The organism is Pseudomonas phytophila (genome assembly GCF_025643095.1).
Taxonomy (GTDB): domain Bacteria; phylum Pseudomonadota; class Gammaproteobacteria; order Pseudomonadales; family Pseudomonadaceae; genus Aquipseudomonas; species Aquipseudomonas quasicaspiana.
In genome coordinates this window covers 572,781-591,034 of record NZ_CP081201.1, presented here as the reverse complement: position 1 = coordinate 591,034, position 18,254 = coordinate 572,781, and the positions used below count along the sequence as shown (strand labels likewise).

Annotated in this window: 8 protein-coding genes; 5 read left to right on the top strand and 3 right to left on the bottom strand. The window is 55.8% G+C overall.

Annotated elements, in window-relative coordinates; genetic code table 11:
- The first annotated feature begins 48 nt into the window (after positions 1–48).
- Both K3169_RS02625 and rarD read left to right on the top strand, forming a co-directional pair.
- The gene (locus tag K3169_RS02625; RefSeq protein ID WP_087266014.1) at positions 49–1,023 is read left to right on the top strand and encodes a serine/threonine protein kinase; all 975 of its coding nucleotides are present in this window, start codon (positions 49–51) and stop codon (positions 1,021–1,023) included.
- Between the two features lie 612 nt (positions 1,024–1,635).
- The gene (rarD, locus tag K3169_RS02620; RefSeq protein ID WP_263269860.1) at positions 1,636–2,523 is read left to right on the top strand and encodes an EamA family transporter RarD; all 888 of its coding nucleotides are present in this window, start codon (positions 1,636–1,638) and stop codon (positions 2,521–2,523) included.
- 213 nt (positions 2,524–2,736) lie between these two features.
- Here the strand turns inward: rarD and K3169_RS02615 are convergent, their stop codons facing one another.
- Positions 2,737–3,255: a glycine cleavage system protein R gene (locus tag K3169_RS02615; RefSeq protein ID WP_231674044.1), complete on the bottom strand. Its 519-nt coding sequence runs from the start codon at positions 3,253–3,255 to the stop codon at positions 2,737–2,739.
- Positions 3,256–3,595: 340 nt separating this feature from the next.
- On the opposite strand from K3169_RS02615, the gene K3169_RS02610 reads away from it, so the two are divergent.
- Complete coding sequence (locus K3169_RS02610) at positions 3,596–5,773, top strand: malate synthase G (protein ID WP_263269858.1); 2,178 nt, start codon at positions 3,596–3,598, stop codon at positions 5,771–5,773.
- 124 nt (positions 5,774–5,897) lie between these two features.
- Here the strand turns inward: K3169_RS02610 and K3169_RS02605 are convergent, their stop codons facing one another.
- Positions 5,898–6,344, bottom strand: coding sequence for a response regulator (locus K3169_RS02605; RefSeq protein WP_027899830.1), 447 nt, complete (start codon positions 6,342–6,344; stop codon positions 5,898–5,900).
- A gap of 253 nt (positions 6,345–6,597) precedes the next feature.
- Between K3169_RS02605 and K3169_RS02600 the strand changes: the two genes are divergently transcribed.
- Both K3169_RS02600 and K3169_RS02595 read left to right on the top strand, forming a co-directional pair.
- A complete protein-coding gene (locus K3169_RS02600) occupies positions 6,598–8,532 on the top strand; it encodes a DUF294 nucleotidyltransferase-like domain-containing protein (protein ID WP_263269857.1) in 1,935 nt (644 codons plus the stop codon).
- A 14-nt stretch (positions 8,533–8,546) separates the two neighbouring features.
- Positions 8,547–9,260: a PolC-type DNA polymerase III gene (locus K3169_RS02595; RefSeq protein ID WP_263272193.1), complete on the top strand. Its 714-nt coding sequence runs from the start codon at positions 8,547–8,549 to the stop codon at positions 9,258–9,260.
- Positions 9,261–10,856: 1,596 nt separating this feature from the next.
- On the opposite strand, the gene K3169_RS02590 is transcribed toward K3169_RS02595, so the two are convergent.
- Entirely contained in the window at positions 10,857–17,936 is a 7,080-nt protein-coding gene (locus K3169_RS02590; RefSeq protein ID WP_263269855.1) for a PI-PLC X phosphodiestherase-like domain protein, read from the bottom strand.
- Positions 17,937–18,254: the final 318 nt, after the last annotated feature.

Sequence of the window (18,254 nt, the reverse complement as noted above, 5' to 3'; positions counted from 1 at the left end):
GCTACCATCACGGGCCGACGCGGCAGCCTGCTGCGCGCAGGAGTTAGCATGGCCCACCCGTTCGCAACACTTACGCCAGACCTGGTCCTTGATGCCGTTGAAAGCATCGGGTTTCTCAGCGACGCCCGCATCCTTGCGCTCAACAGCTACGAGAACCGCGTTTATCAGGTCGGCATCGAAGACGGCCAGCCGTTGATCGCCAAGTTCTACCGGCCGCAGCGCTGGACCAACGAAGCCATCCTTGAAGAACACAGCTTCACGTTCGAACTGGCGAACGTCGATATCCCGGTCGTCGCCCCCATGGTGCATAACGGGCAGACGCTGTTCGAACACGCAGGGTTTCGCTTCACCCTCTTCCCTCGCCGTGGCGGCCGTGCGCCAGAGCCGGGCAACCTTGATCAGTTGTATCGTCTGGGCCAGTTGCTGGGGCGTATCCACGCCGTTGGTGCGACCAAACCTTTCGAGCACCGTGAAGCGCTGGCGGTGCAGAACTTTGGTCAGAACTCGCTGGACTTCCTGCTGCAGAACGACTGCATCCCGCGCAGCTTGTTGCCTGCTTACGAGTCAGTGGCGAAGGATCTGCTCAAGCGCGTCGAAGACGCTTACGCAGCCACGCCGCATCAGAACATCCGTATGCATGGCGACTGTCATCCCGGCAACATGATGGCGCGCGACGAGATGTTCCACATCGTCGACCTCGACGACTGCCGGATGGGCCCTGCTGTGCAGGACATCTGGATGATGCTGGCCGGTGATCGCCAGGAATGCCTGGGGCAATTGTCGGAATTGATGGATGGCTACAACGAATTTCATGACTTCAACCCGCGTGAACTGGCCCTGATAGAACCGCTGCGTGCACTGCGTCTGATGCATTACAGCGCCTGGCTGGCCCGTCGCTGGGACGACCCGGCGTTCCCGCACAGCTTCCCGTGGTTCGGCACCGAACGTTACTGGGGTGACCAGATTCTGGCTTTGCGCGAACAACTGTCGGCGCTTAACGAGGAGCCGCTGAAGTTGTTTTGAATGGGGAAACGCGATCTGTATGTGGAAAATTCCATGTTGGCTCGCAAACCCAATTCTCGTGGGAGCGAATTCATTCGCGAAGAGCCAGATACATCCGCAGCCTATGTAAGGCCTGAAATACCGCCTTCCCGAATAAATTCGGTCCCACAGGGCCTCAGCGAACTTAAGATCATGACCAGACTGTGGGAAATTCTATGTTCACCTGCAAGCGCTGATCCCGGTGGGAGCGAATTCATTCGCGAAGAGGCGGGTACATCCGCAGCCTATGTATGGCCTGAAATACCGCCTTCCCGAATGAAGTGGAGCACCACTCCGGTCGGTCCCACGGTCCATCATGAACTTAAGATCAGCGCCAACCTGTGGGAGCGTGGCTTGCCCGCGAATCAGTCACCTCGGTGAGTCAGTAATACCGTGTCATCGTTCATCGCGGGCAAGCGCGCTCCTACGGGTGGAATGAGATTTACATGGAAGGCTTGGACGCGATGGGTCTGATATTTGCGGTGTCCTTATCGCGGGCAAGCCACGCTCCCACAGAGGTCTGATTCCGGGCAAATAATAGATCCACGCACCAACAGACTCATAAGAATCCACCACCTGCCAACAGGACCCAACATGCCAGCCGTCAACCCGCGACGCGGGTACATTCTCGGGCTCAGTGCCTACACCATCTGGGGTTTGTTTCCGCTGTACTTCAAAGCCATCGCCGACGTGCCATCGGTGGAAATCATCGTCCACCGAGTGCTGTGGTCGGCGGCATTCGGCTCGTTGCTGCTGATGTTCTGGAAACACCCCGGCTGGTGGCGCGAACTGCGGGACAACCCACAGCGTCTGGCGGTGCTGGCTTTCAGCGGCTCGATGATCGCGGTGAACTGGCTGGTGTATGTATGGGCGGTGAATAACGAGCGCATGGTGGAGGCCAGCCTGGGTTACTACATCAACCCGCTGGTCAACGTGTTGCTGGGGATGCTGGTATTGGGCGAACGGCTGCGGCGTTTGCAATGGATCGCCGTCGGTCTGGCGGCGACGGGCGTGGCGCAGCAGTTATGGCAAGTCGGCAGCCTGCCGTGGGTATCGCTAGTGATTGCCGGAACGTTCGCGGTGTACGGCATTGTCCGCAAGAAAGCACCCGTCGCCGCCCTGCCCGGCCTCGTCGTGGAAACCTGGATACTGGTGCCTATCGCCGTGGGCTGGCTGCTGCTCAACCCGGCAGCCTACACCTCACAACCAGAATTCTGGACCACCAGTGAAGCGCTCTGGCTCGCCGCCGCAGGCCCTGTAACGATCTTGCCACTGGTCGCCTTCAACGCCGCCGCCCGACACCTGCCTTACACCACACTGGGCTTCCTGCAGTACATCGGCCCGACACTGGTGCTCGCACTGGCAGTGCTGGTCTTCAAGGAACATCTCGCGACAAGCACCATCGTGACCTTCGCATTCATCTGGGCGGGATTGGCGGTTTACAGCGTTGATGCGTGGATAACTTTACGGCGCAGGGCCTGATCATTTATTGATCAATAGTTTGCAGGCCTTAAACAATAAGGCCTGCAAACGGTTCTCCCAAGGTTATCCACAGGCAGGCTCATGGATAAAGTGGATAACCTCAGGGGGCACGCAATCCCCTTGTGGGAGCAGAGCTTGCTCGCGATAAGGCTGAACGCGGTTCAATTCAGATCGCGTCCAGCCTTATCGCGAGCAAGCTCTGCTCCCACAGGCTCAAAGATCCGTACGCAACACCAGATCCACCATCAAATCATCCGCCAGGGTTTCCAGCGCTTGTTGCAGATCATCCAGCGCCAGCGATTCAGGTACGCCCAATATCGCGTCGGCGTGGAACAGCAGTTCACTGCTCATCGGCGCGGGTTTGACTTCTGTCACCAGTCTTTCGACGTTAACGCCCTGCTCCGAAAGCAACCGGGTGATGTCGCGTACGATGCCCGCGCGATCATTGCCCACCAGCTCCATGCCGATGTGTTTCCAGGTGCCGGGGGTTTCGATGGCGGTGTCGGCGAACAATACGCGTATGCCTCGACCGGACAACTCGATCAGCGCGCTCTTCAATTCTTCATGGGCGTCAGCCGCAACGCCAATGCGCAGGATGCCGGCGAACTGTCCGGCCATGTGCGACATGCGGCTCTCCAGCCAGTTACCGCCGTGGTCGGCAATGCATTTCGCGATGGCCTCGACCTGGCCGGGTTTGTCTGGGGCAAATACTGTAATAACGAGATGATCCACTGCTGACTCCTTCTGGTCTTGAATCTGCACCAGCCAGTCAGGCTGACGACAACGCAACGAGTATAGGCAAGCCTGATCTTGACGCTGGCGAATGACCGGCCTGCCATTTTGTGTACGATCTCTATTTTTATCTGGAACAATCGGCAACATCTTTGAGAACATCCGAATCCCGATGATGACTGGCGATGAAATTTCAGTCGCGAAGTGACATATTTAGTTCCGTTTCCACGCGTCAAGCCTTCATGTAGCATCCCGCGTCGCGCACTACATAAACGGCGCCCCAACAAAAGAGCGTTCCCTCCGGGGGCGTAAAAAAGCTGAGCAGAGTGAGGCAAGTGCAATGACTGAACACGTTCAAGTCGGTGGCCTGCAGGTCGCCAAAGTCCTGTATGACTTCGTGAATAACGAAGCACTTCCCGGGACCGGTCTTGATGTTGCTGGCTTCTGGATGGGCGCAGACCAGTTGATCAATGAGCTGGCCCCCAGGAACAAGGCACTGCTCGCCAAACGTGATGACTTGCAGGCGCAGATCGACGCCTGGCACCAGTCCCATGCCGGACAGGCCCACGATGCCTCTGCTTATAAGGCTTTCCTTGAGCAAATCGGTTATCTGCTGCCAGAAGTGGCGGATTTCCAGATCACGACGCAAAACGTCGATGAAGAAATCGCCCGCATGGCTGGCCCACAGCTGGTGGTGCCGGTCATGAATGCCCGCTTCGCCCTCAACGCCTCGAACGCCCGCTGGGGCTCGTTGTACGACGCGCTGTATGGCACCGACGCCATCAGCGAAGCCGACGGCGCAGAGAAAGGCAAAGGCTACAACAAGGTTCGCGGTGACAAAGTCATCGCCTTTGCCCGCGCCTTCCTCGACGAAGCCGCGCCGCTGGCCGCTGGCTCTCACGTTGATTCCACCGGCTACAAGCTGATCGACGGCAAGCTGGTCATCAGCCTCAAGGGCGGTAGCAATACCGGCCTTGAAGACGACGCGCAGTTGATCGGCTATCAAGGCGACGCATCAGCGCCGACCGCCGTCTTGCTCAAGCACAACGGTCTGCATTTCGAGATCCAGATCGACGCTGCCAGCCCGATTGGCCAGACCGATGCCGCGGGCGTCAAAGACGTGCTGATGGAAGCCGCGCTGACCACCATCATGGACTGCGAAGACTCCATCGCCGCCGTTGATGCCGACGACAAGGTTGTGGTGTACCGCAACTGGCTGGGTCTGATGAAAGGCGATCTGGCCGAACAGGTCTCCAAAGGCGGCGAAACCTTCACCCGCACCATGAACGGTGATCGTCACTACACCGCTCCCAATGGCAGCGACGTGAAGCTGCACGGTCGTTCGCTGCTGTTCATCCGCAACGTCGGTCACTTGATGACCATTGATGCGATCCTGGACAAGAACGGTCAGGAAGTACCGGAAGGCATTCTGGACGGCCTGCTGACCAGCCTTGCGGCGATCCACAGCCTCAATGGCAACACCACGCGCAGCAACAGCCGTACTCGCTCGGTGTACATCGTCAAACCGAAGATGCATGGCCCGGAAGAAGCTGCATTCACCAACGAGCTGTTCGGTCGTGTCGAAGACGTTCTGCGTCTGCCACGCAACACGCTTAAAGTCGGGATCATGGACGAGGAACGCCGTACCACGGTCAACCTCAAGGCCTGCATCAAAGCGGCCAGCGAGCGTGTGGTGTTCATCAACACGGGCTTCCTGGACCGCACTGGCGACGAAATTCACACCTCCATGGAAGCAGGCCCTGTCGTGCGCAAGGCGCAGATGAAAGCCGAGAAATGGATCAGTGCCTACGAAAACTCCAACGTAGATATCGGCTTGAGCTGCGGCCTGCAAGGCCGTGCGCAGATCGGTAAGGGCATGTGGGCCATGCCGGACCTGATGGCGGCGATGCTGGAGCAGAAAATCGCTCACCCAATGGCAGGCGCGAACACCGCCTGGGTTCCGTCGCCGACCGCTGCTGCGCTGCACGCGCTGCACTATCACAAGGTTGACGTGTTCGCCCGTCAGGCTGAACTGGCCCAGCGCACTCGCGCCTCGGTGGATGACATCCTGACTATCCCGCTCGCGCCGAACACCAACTGGACGCCCGAGGAAATCCAGAACGAACTGGATAACAACTCACAGGGCATTCTCGGCTACGTGGTGCGCTGGATCGATCAGGGCGTGGGCTGCTCGAAAGTGCCGGACATCAACGATATTGGCCTGATGGAGGACCGCGCCACGCTGCGTATCTCCAGCCAGCACATCGCTAACTGGCTGCGTCATGGCGTGGTCAACGAAACTCAGGTGATGGACAGCCTCAAGCGCATGGCGCCTGTGGTTGACCGGCAAAATGCGGGGGACTCGCTGTACCGTCCGCTGGCGCCGGATTTCGACAGCAACATCGCGTTCCAGGCGGCGGTTGAACTGGTAATCGAAGGGACTAAACAGCCTAACGGTTACACCGAGCCGGTCTTGCACCGTCGGCGTCGGGAGTTCAAGGCGAAGAACGGGTTGTAAACAATTTCGCGAGCAGCTCTAGCGCTTCCTGTGGGAGCCGAGCTTGCTCGCGATAAGGCTGGACGTGATCTGAAGTGAACCGCGTCCAGCCTTATCGCGAGCAAGCTCGGCTCCCACATAACCCTCACTCCATCCCCAACTCTCTCTTCACCAGCTTCACCAACTGCTTGGTGTTGATGGGCTTGAGCAGGAAGTCCAGCACGCTCAGGTGCATGGCATCGATCGCATCACGCACGTTGGCGTCACCGGACACAATGATGATCGGCAACGAAGCACGCTCGGAATCGCGGACCTGACGAATCAGGTCAAGGCCGTTACACGGAGCCATCCGCAGGTCGGTAATCAGCAGAGCGATGCTGTCACGGGTGCGAAGCAACTCCATGGCGCTGTTACCGCCAGCCGCCGTCAGACAACTTATGTCGTTGAGGCTGAGGATTTCGGCCAGCAGTTCGCGCGCGTCCCGGTCATCGTCCACGATCAGCACCCGTTGCTCCGAACTGGACGGCGGCGCGAGCATCACCTCATGCAGAGCTTCGCGCTCTTCATCGCTCAAAATATCGTAATCCAGCATAACCGCCTCATTCCTTTGCACTGACTGACAAAAACACCGGGCTCTGCCCGGAGATATCTGTGTGCTTTTTTTGCTGGCGCCCTTGCATTCGAACAAGGGCCGTCCCAAGCATCGTACAACTCTGTACAGGTGCTTTTTACACCATGAAGGTAAGAGTCAGAAATCTTTTTGTTGTCGTAAGACTTACGTCCAATGGGCACTACCCCTCAAGCGGCCGACCATAGCCTTCAATAAAAACAAAGCGGTGCTGGTCATGAGTCGAGCCGATGCATTCACCCAGGCCGGGAAAACAGCGGTGTTGCAGAACATTCACGGCACCATGCAATTCCTGCAAAAATTCCCGCCATTCGACCATATGGAAAATGCGCACCTCGCGTATCTGGTCGAACAATGCCAACTGCGTTTTTACGCCGCCGACGAGAGCATCATCAAGCCGAGCGATGGCCCAGTAGAGCATTTCTACATCGTCAAACAAGGGCGAGTGGTCGGCGAGCGTCCTCACACAGCAAAAGGCGGCACTGAAACCACCTTCGAAATCACCACCGGCGAATGCTTTCCGCTGGCCGCTCTGCTGGGAGAACGAGCTACGCGCACCGAGCATCTGGCCGCTGAAGACACCTTCTGCCTGCAGTTGAACAAGCAGGCGTTCATCAAGCTGTTCGCGTTATCCACAACCTTCCGCGACTTCGCCTTGCGGGGCGTCAGCAGCCTGCTGGATCAGGTTAATCAGCAGGTCCAGCAACGCGCCGTTGAAACCCTCGGCACCCAATACTCCCTCAATACCCGGCTTGGCGAGCTGGCCATGCGTCATCCCGTGATGTGTACGCCTGATACGCCAATGCGTGAAGCTGTGAAGCTGATGCACGAGCAACAGGTTGGCAGCATCGTGATCATAGACCAGCATCAGGCACCGCTAGGAATTTTCACGTTGCGTGACCTGCGTGAAGCCGTTGCCGACATCAATGTCGACTTCAGCCAGCCGATCCAGAGCCGCATGATTCAGGCGCCCTTCCATCTCAGCCCTGACGCCAGCGCCTTTGATGCGGCCATCGCCATGACCAGCCGACACATTGCGCATGTCTGCCTGGTCAGAGACGGTCGCTTGTGCGGCGTGGTATCAGAACGAGACCTGTTCTCTCTGCAACGGGTCGATCTGGTTCATCTGGCTCGGACCATTCGCACGGCACCGCGCATTGACAGCCTGTGCAACCTGCGCGGCGATATCGTGCAATTGGTGGATCGCATGCTGGCCCACGGCGCATCCTCGACCCAGATCACCCAGATCATCACCCTGCTCAACGACCACACCGTGTGCCGCGTGATTGAGCTGACCGTGCAGGAAAGAGGCGACCCTGGCATTCCCTTCAGCTGGCTTTGTTTCGGCAGCGAAGGTCGTCGCGAGCAAACCCTGCACACCGATCAAGACAACGGCATCCTGTTCGATGCCAAGGACGCCGCTGAAGCGGAGCATATTCGCGGTCTGCTGCTCCCGATTGCCGAGCGCATCAATCAGAACCTGGCGCAATGCGGCTTCACGCTGTGCAAAGGCAACATCATGGCGAGCAACCCGGAGCTGTGCCTTTCCCGAGCTGAATGGTCTCGACGCTTTGCCGCGTTCATCCGCGACGCAACGCCGGAGAACCTGCTCAACTCCAGTATCTATTTCGATCTGCGGGTAGTCTGGGGCGAAGAAAGCGGCGGCGAGCAGTTGCGTCAGCAGATCCTCGATCAGGTCGCCGACAACCGTCTGTTCCAGCGCATGCTGGCAGAGAACGCACTGCGCCAGCGTCCACCCGTGGGACGCTTCAAAGACTTCGTCCTGGCCCGTAAAGGCAGCGACAAGGACACCCTGGACCTCAAGACCCAGGGCCTGACGCCGTTCGTCGATGGCGCGCGCGTGCTGGCGTTGGCCAATGGCATTGGCGTCAACAACACCCTGGAGCGCCTGCGCCAGCTGGTTGCACGCGAAGTCATCGACGCCCAGGACGGCGCCGCCTATGAGGAGGCCTACCACTTCATTCAACAAACCCGCATGCAGCAGCATCAACTGCAAAGCAGACAGAACCTGCCGTGGTCCAACCGTATCGATCCAGACACCCTGAACCATCTGGACCGGCGGATCCTGCGTGAATCATTGCGCCAGGCCCAGCGCCTGCAAACCAGTCTGACGCTGCGTTATCAACTATGAGTCTGTTATCCGGCATGAACCTGTTCCAATGGCTACGTCCCCGGCCACCAAAACCGACGCTGGAAAAACGTGATCAACAGCGTCTGGCGAACCTTGCTTCGGCAGCGCCCCTTAGCGAACACCCGCTGCGGCAGCAACGCTGGGTAGTAGTCGACCTGGAAACCAGTGGCCTGAACATGAACCGCGATCAGGTGCTATCCATTGGTGCCGTCGTCATCGAGGACGGTGCCATTGACCTGAGCCAGCAGTTCGAACGAACGCTGCTGTGTCCCAACCATAAAGTCAGCCCCGCCGTGTTGATTCACGGCCTGGCACCCAGCGCGATTGCGGCGGGTAGTGAGCCTGTGCAGGCCCTACTGGATTTCATGGAGTTTGTCGGCGAAAGCCCGCTGCTGGCATTTCATGCGCCTTTTGATCAGCACATGCTCAGCCGGGCTCTGAAAGACAACCTGGACTATCGCCTTGAACATCACTTTCTCGATGTAGCTGAAATCGCGCCTATGCTTTTTCCACAGGCTGGTTTTCGTAAAGCCGGGCTTGATGACTGGACACAATTCTTCGGACTGCATGCTGAAGAGCGCCACCACGCCAGCGCCGATGCATTGGTGACGGCAGAGCTAGCGCTGATCCTGTTCAGCCACGCCCGCCGCCAGGAAATCGACAGCCCCGCCCGCCTCGACCAGAGCCTGAGCCAATGGCGTCGGCGGCAGCAGAGTCATTCTTTCTAAAGCCACTGAGCAGAACGGTAGGAGCGAACTTGTTCGCGAGCATCTTTATAGACGATGAAAACCTATAGGCTGGTCGATCTCCTCGCGAACAAGTTCGCTCCTACCGAGGTTATTCAAGCCTGTGAGCATCAAGCCCTGAGCCAATGGCGTCCTTCTAAAGCCGCTGCGCAGAACGGTAGGAGCGAACTTGTTCGCGAGCACCTCTACAGACGATGAATATCTATAGGCTGGCCGATCTCCTCGCGAACAAGTTCGCTCCTACCGAGGTTATTCAAGCCTGTGAGCGTCAAGCCCTGAGCCAATGGCGTCCTTCTAAAGCCGCTGCGCAGAACGGTAGGAGCGAACTTGTTCGCGAGCACCTCTACAGACGATGAAAATTTATAGGCTGGTCGATCTCCTCGCGAACAAGTTCGCTCCTACCGAGGTTATTCAAGCCTGTGAGCATCAAGCCCTGAGCCAATGGCGTCCTTCTAAAGCCACTGAGCAGAACGGTAGGAGCGAACTTGTTCGCGAGCACATCTACAGACGATGAAAATCTATAGCCTGGCCGATCTCCTCGCGAACAAGTTCGCTCCTACCGGGGATATTCAAGCCCATAAGCGTCAAGCCCCGAGCCAATGGCGTCCTTCTAAAGCCACTGAGCAGGACGGTAGGAGCGAACTTGTTCGCGAGCGCTTTTACAGACGATGAATATCTATAGCCTGCGCCAGCTCCTCGCGAACAAGTTCGCTCCTACCAGAGATATTCAAACCTGTGAGCGTCAGGCCCGTCCGCCTCGATCAGAGCCTGAGCCAATGGCGTCGACGGGCTCAGGTGATCCGTTGGAGCGAGGCTTGCCCGCGAATACAGGCGCCCCGTTTTATCAGGTCGACCGGGTCATCGTTCTTCGCGGGCAAGCCTCGCTCCAACAGGGTATCGCGTGGTGCGAGATGTAGAAGTTGTGCACATTGGCTGTTAGCGGGTCTGTGGATAAGTTGTTCGCTGATCCCTGCACCCCATGCTGGCCGCGTCTTACAGCTCACTGATCGAAAAACAACCAGCATAACCTACGGTTTTTATTGGTTTTCCATTGTGGATAAAGCATCCGCTGGATAATTAGATCATCCACAACTACCCACAAAGTCTGTTGGCGCTTCTGTGGACAAGTTGTTCGCTTACCTCTACAGACCACGTATATAAAGGCCTGAAAGAAAACGATCAAAAAACGACCAATCTCAACAAAAAAGCTTAAACCCCCTCCTGTCAACCTTGAAAGACGGGGTTTTCAGCAGTTTTCCACAGACCACAGGCGATATCTCCAGAGTTGCCCCCAAAGTCTGTTGGCGCATCTGTGGATAAGGTGTTTGCGATCAGCTACAGGCCACATACAACGTGGCCTAGAGAGATTCGATCAATTATTGATCAATATCTACGAAGAAAGGTACTTTTGAATAAGTCACGGTTTTTATTGGTTTTTTACAGGACGAATAACTGACTTCCCCACAATTGCTGTGGGTGGTCTTGTGGATAAGTTGTTTGCTGAAGCTGGCAGAGGGCTGCGGGGTTGGGCCAAAGTGGTGTTGGTCGAATTTTGATCAACACCACTCGTTACGCCCTCTATTCACCGCAATCAAAAACGTGCCCGTCCGGCCAGAAATAAAGGTATGAAATCTTACCTTCTAATTTGTGCCCTCGGCATCTGCGAACCTTGACGTACTCATTTTCAAAACTGCTTTCAAAATTGTTGATGGTCAGCGGCATCAAAATGTCTTTCTTTACCCGTACTTCTGCGAGCCCCTGCTTATATTCGCCATGAGGGTGACCGACCACGGAAAAGTAGGAGCCAGCCTTTGCCTGCACGATGACGGCGGAATCAATTTCGTCGTTGTCGCACCCATAGCTGTTGTTGCCATGGCCAGCCCTCACGTTCTGCCTGGTGAACGGAACCGTACAGACGATATTTTGCTTGCCGTTCACTTCTTCATAAAACACCACCTGAGCATCCGCAAAATCTTCGGTATCCGGCGTGCTGCTGATCTTTATCCGGGAGATTTTCCCGTCGAGGCCATTATTGCGGAAGGCCAGTTTTCGGTACCAGAAATTATCTTCAGAACCCTCCAGTGAATTGATCCTGACGCGTTGCCGCAAGGGCACCGACTGCTTCACATCAATAATGGTGAAGTCATCCTGACGGTCTGCGCTTGGGCTGTCATACAACTCAATGCGGGTCCCGGCGCTGATACCGTTCAGTTCCATGGACCTGATTTCGTCCTCTTCGCAACCACGTGTAGCAAGTCTCAAGTCGTAGTGCACACCACTTCCTGGGGCGCTTTGACCGCCGGGCAAGACGCATACCGTATCCCGGGCTCGGTCGACGTCATTACCTTCATAGAAGTAGAACCCTCCTTGGGTCATCGCTGCGACATAGGGAAATGCATCGCCCACCTGATTGAAGTCGATGGCCAGAAAATTGGGATTTCTCCCACCACTTGGCTGGCCGCAAAAGTACTCAACGCGCCGTTGCAACCGGGTGAGGTTGTTATCTACATCTCCGGCATCGGCCGTGCTGCCACCCCATGAGTGAAATTGATTGAGCACAAATGTGCGATTGAAAGTGCCGTATACCTTGCGCAATGAAAGCGCGAGGTGGTTGTATCGGCTTTTGCATTCCCAGTTATGGGTAACCGCCGTATCCCCAAGATTGTAGGTATTTTCAACCTGAGTATCCCGGGCCTGTAAAATGGAGACAGTTTTATCTCCCGTCGTATAAGTACCCCAGCTATCGCCATCGCCAAACATGACAAGTCTCTTATTAGTATCAATCATTTGCTGCAGAGTGGGCCATAGTCCATTGACTGGTGGCAAGACACTGTAAGTAGCGAGCTCAGGAAATTGGTCAAGCACTTTTTTCAGCTCAGCGCGAGGGACAGTAGATTCAAACGTTACTGTAATAATAGCGTCTCTGTTCTTTTTTAGCAGATCTAAAAATACCACAAAAGCGTCCTTTAAAAGCGGATCGATTTCATGACAATAAGAAATAAGGACTAAATGACAGACCCTGACATGTCCAGGGTCCGAGACGCCAACCCCCTGCATATGTATATCCATCATAAAGGCACGAACGCCTCGATTGAAAGAATCACGCAACGTCTGAGCCATTCCCCTGTCGCCGATAAAGGCATTGTGCGCAGTCACCCAGCTGTATTCATCAAACGGTTTGGAGAAATCATTAACACCTGCTGCTGTCCACCGCGAGGTATCAATATGCTCCCAGTTGGCATCGCTGCTGGCACTGTTCGGGTAATAGGCGCTGTGATCATATGGCCAACCCGTAATCCTTGAAATGAAATACAAATTCCGCTCACGGTACCAATGGATTGCTCCCGGCCATGTTGGCTCCTCCCAGACTTTCGGGTCTTGCCGGGTCCCGGCATGCGTGCCCATATAATCCCAGACCTCATTACTTTCCCCACCACCGGGGTAATTACCGAGGTTGACCGGGTATCCCTCTTTCTTAGCCTTGAAGAAGGATGTCTCATCCCCGTACCTGTAGCGATGGAAGTCACCTATATACGTATATTCCGCCCACTCTTTTGGATCATCGTTAGTGCCACGATGTATCGAGTAGTACTGCCAGTTCTCATTGTCGACTTCAGAGACTGGATAGTATCGGTTATGGCTCGACGGGCGCCCCTCGTATTTGGCCCTGAACAAAAAACGCTTACCTCTGTTGATGTACTCATTCACATCCCCTGCCAAGGAATAGTCATACCATCCGTTGGGAATATTAACAGTACCGTCTCCCTGGCGAGTGAAGTGCCACCATTCATTATCAGCACCGACAGCGGGAAAGCTTTTCTCCGGCACATTATCAGGCCGGCCGGGCGGATCGGCTTGCCCCTGAAACCTGGAGGCGAACAACACTTGCTGATTGGAGACAATCCCACGATGGTACAAACCTGGCTCGGTATAATCATTATATCTTTTGGGATTTTCGATGGTGCCGCTAGTATGAATAAGCCCTGAATAAACCCAGTTTTCGTCATCCTTCAACTCGGCGGGGTATATCCAGCTATTATTGGCAGGGACTCCAGCGCGTTTAGGGCTATAGAAGGCACGAACACCGGACCTGTTTGCATAGTTAAACGCATTCGGCCAAGTGACCTCCTCCCACTCTTTAGGATCCTCTTTAGTCCCTGAATGTTTCGATGTACCAAAAAACTCCCAGTTTTCGTTACTCATTTCACCCATTGGTAACGGCCATTGTGTTCCCGGGATGCCATCGTTTTTTGCGGTGTAGTATCTGGCCCCCACAGGGTTTCGACTGCTAACGACTATTAAACCAGGCCATACCGGCTCAGGCCCGACATCTTTGGGGTCTTCCACAGTACCGGCATGGATACCAGTAGCGACGTACCGCCAGTGCTGATCGCTGGACTCACCATCGGGATACTCCCATCCATTCGCCTGCCCGCTGCCAGCAAATCGAGCCTCGAAATAACGAATGCTCGTAGCGAGTTTGACTTGGTGAATAGCACCCCGCCACGTGACCTCATTCCACTCATGAGGCTCGGCGAAAGTACCGGCGTGCTCAGTAGTTCCAACATATGCCCACTGATCATTGCTGCTTTCGTCGGTGGGGTAATACCAGTTATGGTCCGAAGGAGTCCCCGTCACTTTGGAAGTGAAATACAGGACAGTACGGCCAATGTCGTAGTTATGAATACGACCGGGCCATGTGTATTCGGTCCATTCTTTAGGGTCGGAATAGGTACCTAGATGCCGAGTAACTCCCAAAAAATCCCAGTTTTCATGATTTTCCGGTCCTGAGGGAGGCTCAATGTAGAGCATGGGGCCGTTTTTCTTGGACCTGAACAACTCTCCCGAAAGCGGATACCAGTGCACTGCACCCTCCCAGGTTGTTCCTAAGAACAGACTGGGAGATGACAGCGTGGCAGGGAGTATCGAACTACTGATGAATACCCATGCGCTGTTATATGGCGTAGGCATGCCGTGCTCGGATGGATCCCCCCAAAATGTCGAGCTATAAAATGACCGAAATGGATGATCAGGACCAACAATTTCCTGCGGAAAACCTAGCATATATATAGCGCCAGGCCAGCTCATATCACTCCACGGTTTTGGATCGTCCCAAGTTCCGGCATGAACGCCAATATCAACGAGATCCCAACGCTCATCGCTATTGGGGGGCACTGGAAAAACCCACCCGGATTCAGGCGGCACGCCGCGGATCTTCGACCTCACGTAGTAAGCCTTACCTAGCTGCTCGAACCGATGAACTGCCTCTGGCCAAGTCATTTCATGCGCATCTTTGGGCGCGAGCACTGTGCCAGGCTGTGAGCTTTTCCCTACGAAGGTCCAATCATCATTACTACTCCCTAACGTTGTCGGGAATGGATGGGTGGCGTTGGCAACCCCGGTGAACCTGGCCTGATAGTAAATATCAGTCTCGGTGCGGGTCAGCTTGTGAACATTGCCCGGCCACGTCAGAGCGGGACCGGTATGTGGATCATCCAGCGTACCGGCATTGCTGTTGCTTCCGAGATACTCCCACGCGACAGTACTGCCTTCGCCCTCAGGCAGTGGATAACTGCCACCAATCACCTCAAGATTGCCGGAAAGCAATTTGTTGCGGTAATACGTTCTTGTCTGCCCGTCCTGATGCATATGGATAGCGCCTACCCAGGACACTTCTCGCTGGTCTTTAGGGTTGATGAGGCTACCGCTGTGGCGTGATTCGCCTGCAATGCCCCAGTAGGCGTTGCTTCCTGTTTCAGGATAGGGCCAGTCATGCTCGGCGGGCAGACCGTCCACCTTCGAAGTCAGATAAACCCGTTTGCCATCTATCTGCACAGCGTGTATCAGCCCGGGCCAGGTGAAATCATTGGCTCCTTTCGGATCGCCCCACGTGCCTTGTCGTAAGTTTTTCCCGAGGTATTCCCAGTACTCATTGCTGGCTTCTGCGTCTGGATACGCCCAGCCATTTTCTTCGGGCTGGCCATTTACGAGTGATCGGAAATAGAGCGTCTCACCCTCGACAGTACCGGTATGAATGAGCCCAACGGCGGTGACCTCATTGAAGACTTTCGGGTCTGCAAATGTGCCATTGTGAAAGACCATGCCCACCAAGTCCCAATAGGCTACGGCGGAGGCACTCGGAACTGGCCACTGATCCTCGGCGGGGTTGCCAAACTGTTTGGCCAGATAGAGCGTGTCCTGACCTAGAAAACGGTTTTTATGAACAGCCCCCGGCCAGGTCTTACCCTGCAGGTTTTTGGGGTCGACGTAAGTCCCCGCCTGATCAGTTGTAAATTCAAAGCCCCAGAACGCGTTGCTGGCGAGGGTTTCTGGATAGGGCGCTTCGGCACTGGGTATCCCCTCAAACTTCGACTTCAGGAACGTTAGCTTGCCTTCAATGGTGGTCTGATGAACCGCGTCTGGCCATGTGGGTTCGTTGAACGATTTGGGATCGGTAAACGTCCCAGCGTGCTCGCCCACATATTCATAAAACTCGTTGGACTCAGTCCCCGAGGGGTATACCGCGCCGACCTCTTTTGCAAAGCCGCTGAATGTAGAGCGGTAGAGTTTTTGACGCAGCAGACCACGCTGATCGGCAAAGATAGCCCCCGGGGTACTCAGCATGTTGCGCTCACGGGGAGCGTCGACAGTGCCGCTGTTTACCAGCGAGGTGACGAAGTCCCACTGCTCGTTACTCTCCCCACCGACTGGGTATACCCAGCCTTCGGGTCCAGGCTCACCAGCCTGAAGTGCCGCGAAAACTATCTGCTGGGCTTCGTCAAGATGCAGCGCCCCCGGCCAGGTCATTTCGTCATGACCTTTGAAGTCGTCCACCGTCCCTGCATGTTTGAACACGCCGAGGAATTCCCAATGTTCGGTACTGGCCAGCGTCACCGGATAAGGAGTGGCCTCGGTCGGCCAGCCCGTGATGCGCGAACGGACCAGCGCCCGTTGCCCGGCGATCTCGGCCTCATGGAAAGCACCGACGCGAGTGATGTCATCAAAAGGTTTAAGGTCGGTCATCAGCCCTGCGTGGCGACCGGCAAACTCCCAGTTCGGATCAGCCAGACCCACTGTGGCAAAGCTGTCGATATCGTCGGCGGGATAACCTTCGATGTGCGAGATGTAATAGTGACTTAGATGATTGCCGGGGTTATCCACATAAACCGAACCGGGCTGACCGTAATCGTTGAAGCGCCGTGGTTCCTCGAACGTACCCGGCGCGGGAACGAACGGGATAACTTGCCAGTGCCCGGTGCTGGTAGCCGTAGTTGGCAGTGGCCAGTCATGATCGGCTGGGTTGCCCTCCTGCAACGACCTGAAATAGACCGTTTGCCCATCAAGGGTGCTCGCATGCACCGCACCCGGCCATGTCAGCTCATCCTGCCCTTTTGGGTCGGCGACAGTACCGGTATGAGCCGATATGCCCAACGGCTGCCATTTCTGGGTATCGGTGTATTGCCATCCGCCTTCAGGTGCGTAATGTGAGTTCAGCGAGCGGAAAAAAACCTGACCACTGCCCTGCGGCTGGGCGTGAATCTGGCCTGCCCAAGTGAACTCGTCCTGATCGTTTTTGGGGCTCAGCCAAGTGCCTGCATGTGTGGAGACTGAGGCCAGAGTCCAGTAATCGTTACTTTTCAGCTCACTCGGATAAGGCGTTTCAGAGGATGGCGTACCTTCTAAACCGCGGGGGTGCAAAGACACCCATTTGCCTGCGATTCGAGCGCGATATGTACCACCACCCAAGAGAGGCTCACCAAAGACTTTAGGATCAATGGCCGATCCTGCATGACGGCCCTGGTAGACCCAGAAATCGCTTGGCTGATTGGTTTCGGGAAATACTGCATTCATCAATGCCGGGAAACCCGTGAACCTGGACGTCCAGTAGTAATGGCGCACAGCACCAAGGGGCTGCAGATAATAAGAACCTGCCTGTGTGCTTCGTGCACTCCACGGCTTAGGTGCGGTAACAGGGATCCCCGAGTCCGTCCCGGCAAATTTCCAATAGCCTGCGCCTTGTTCGCTATCAGGCGCGGGCCAAGCGTCGATTAGCGGATGCCCGGTGCGCAATGCGACATAAACCGAATGGGTCGGCTCGTATTTCATGAACACACCAGGCCATGCCAGGTCCTCGATGCCTTTCATGTCGTTCTCGGTGCCAGATTTTTCGAAGAAGCCGATGAAGGCCCAAAAGTCATTGCTCTGAGAAGTGGTCGGATATGGCGTTTGCGAGCTGGGCAGGCCCTCGATTTTCGAGCGTAGCAGCGCCTTTTTACCGTCTATCTGCGCAAGGTGAAGTGCGTCAATACGGGTGGGTTCGGTGAAGGGTTTAAGGTCCGGCCCCAACCCTGAATGTTGACCCGCATAGGTCCAGGACTCACTGGATTGCGGTACGTCGGGGAAGGCAGGGTTGGGCTGCTCGGGCTGACTGTCGAAAGCTGCCACGTAAAACGCGCCTGGTTGCACGTCGGTATCAAGAAATACCGCGCCTCGCCATGCCGGTTCGTTGATCTGTCGCGGCTCTTCGAACGTTCCCGCGTGAATCTCTTCCCATACCGCCTGCGGGGCATTCTTGCCCGTTGCTGCGTTGAGCATGAGCGCCAGTAAACAACTCATAAGAATTGCAACGAGCAACGCACTCCTGTGCCATGCCTTCATTTCAGCCTCTCCTCAATTGCGTCTGCGCAAAGGAAAAATGCTCGGAATGCACACTCGAGAGTCAAGCTGATGGTAGGGCGGGGGGAATGGCGTGGGTACTGGTAGAAATGACAGTTTTTAAGACTGTTTCGGAGTGTCAAAGCGAGTGAAGATAACTTTCGGAGTGCGACGGGAGCGGTCTGGTTTTAACTCCGAGGGCAAATTCTGCGTGATCTTAGGTATTGTCGCGATCTCCTGGGACCGGCTTTAGCCGGGAAGAGGCCGTCACCGTCACTAGCAACGGCTCGTCAGAAATACCGCCTTCCCGGCTAAAGCCGG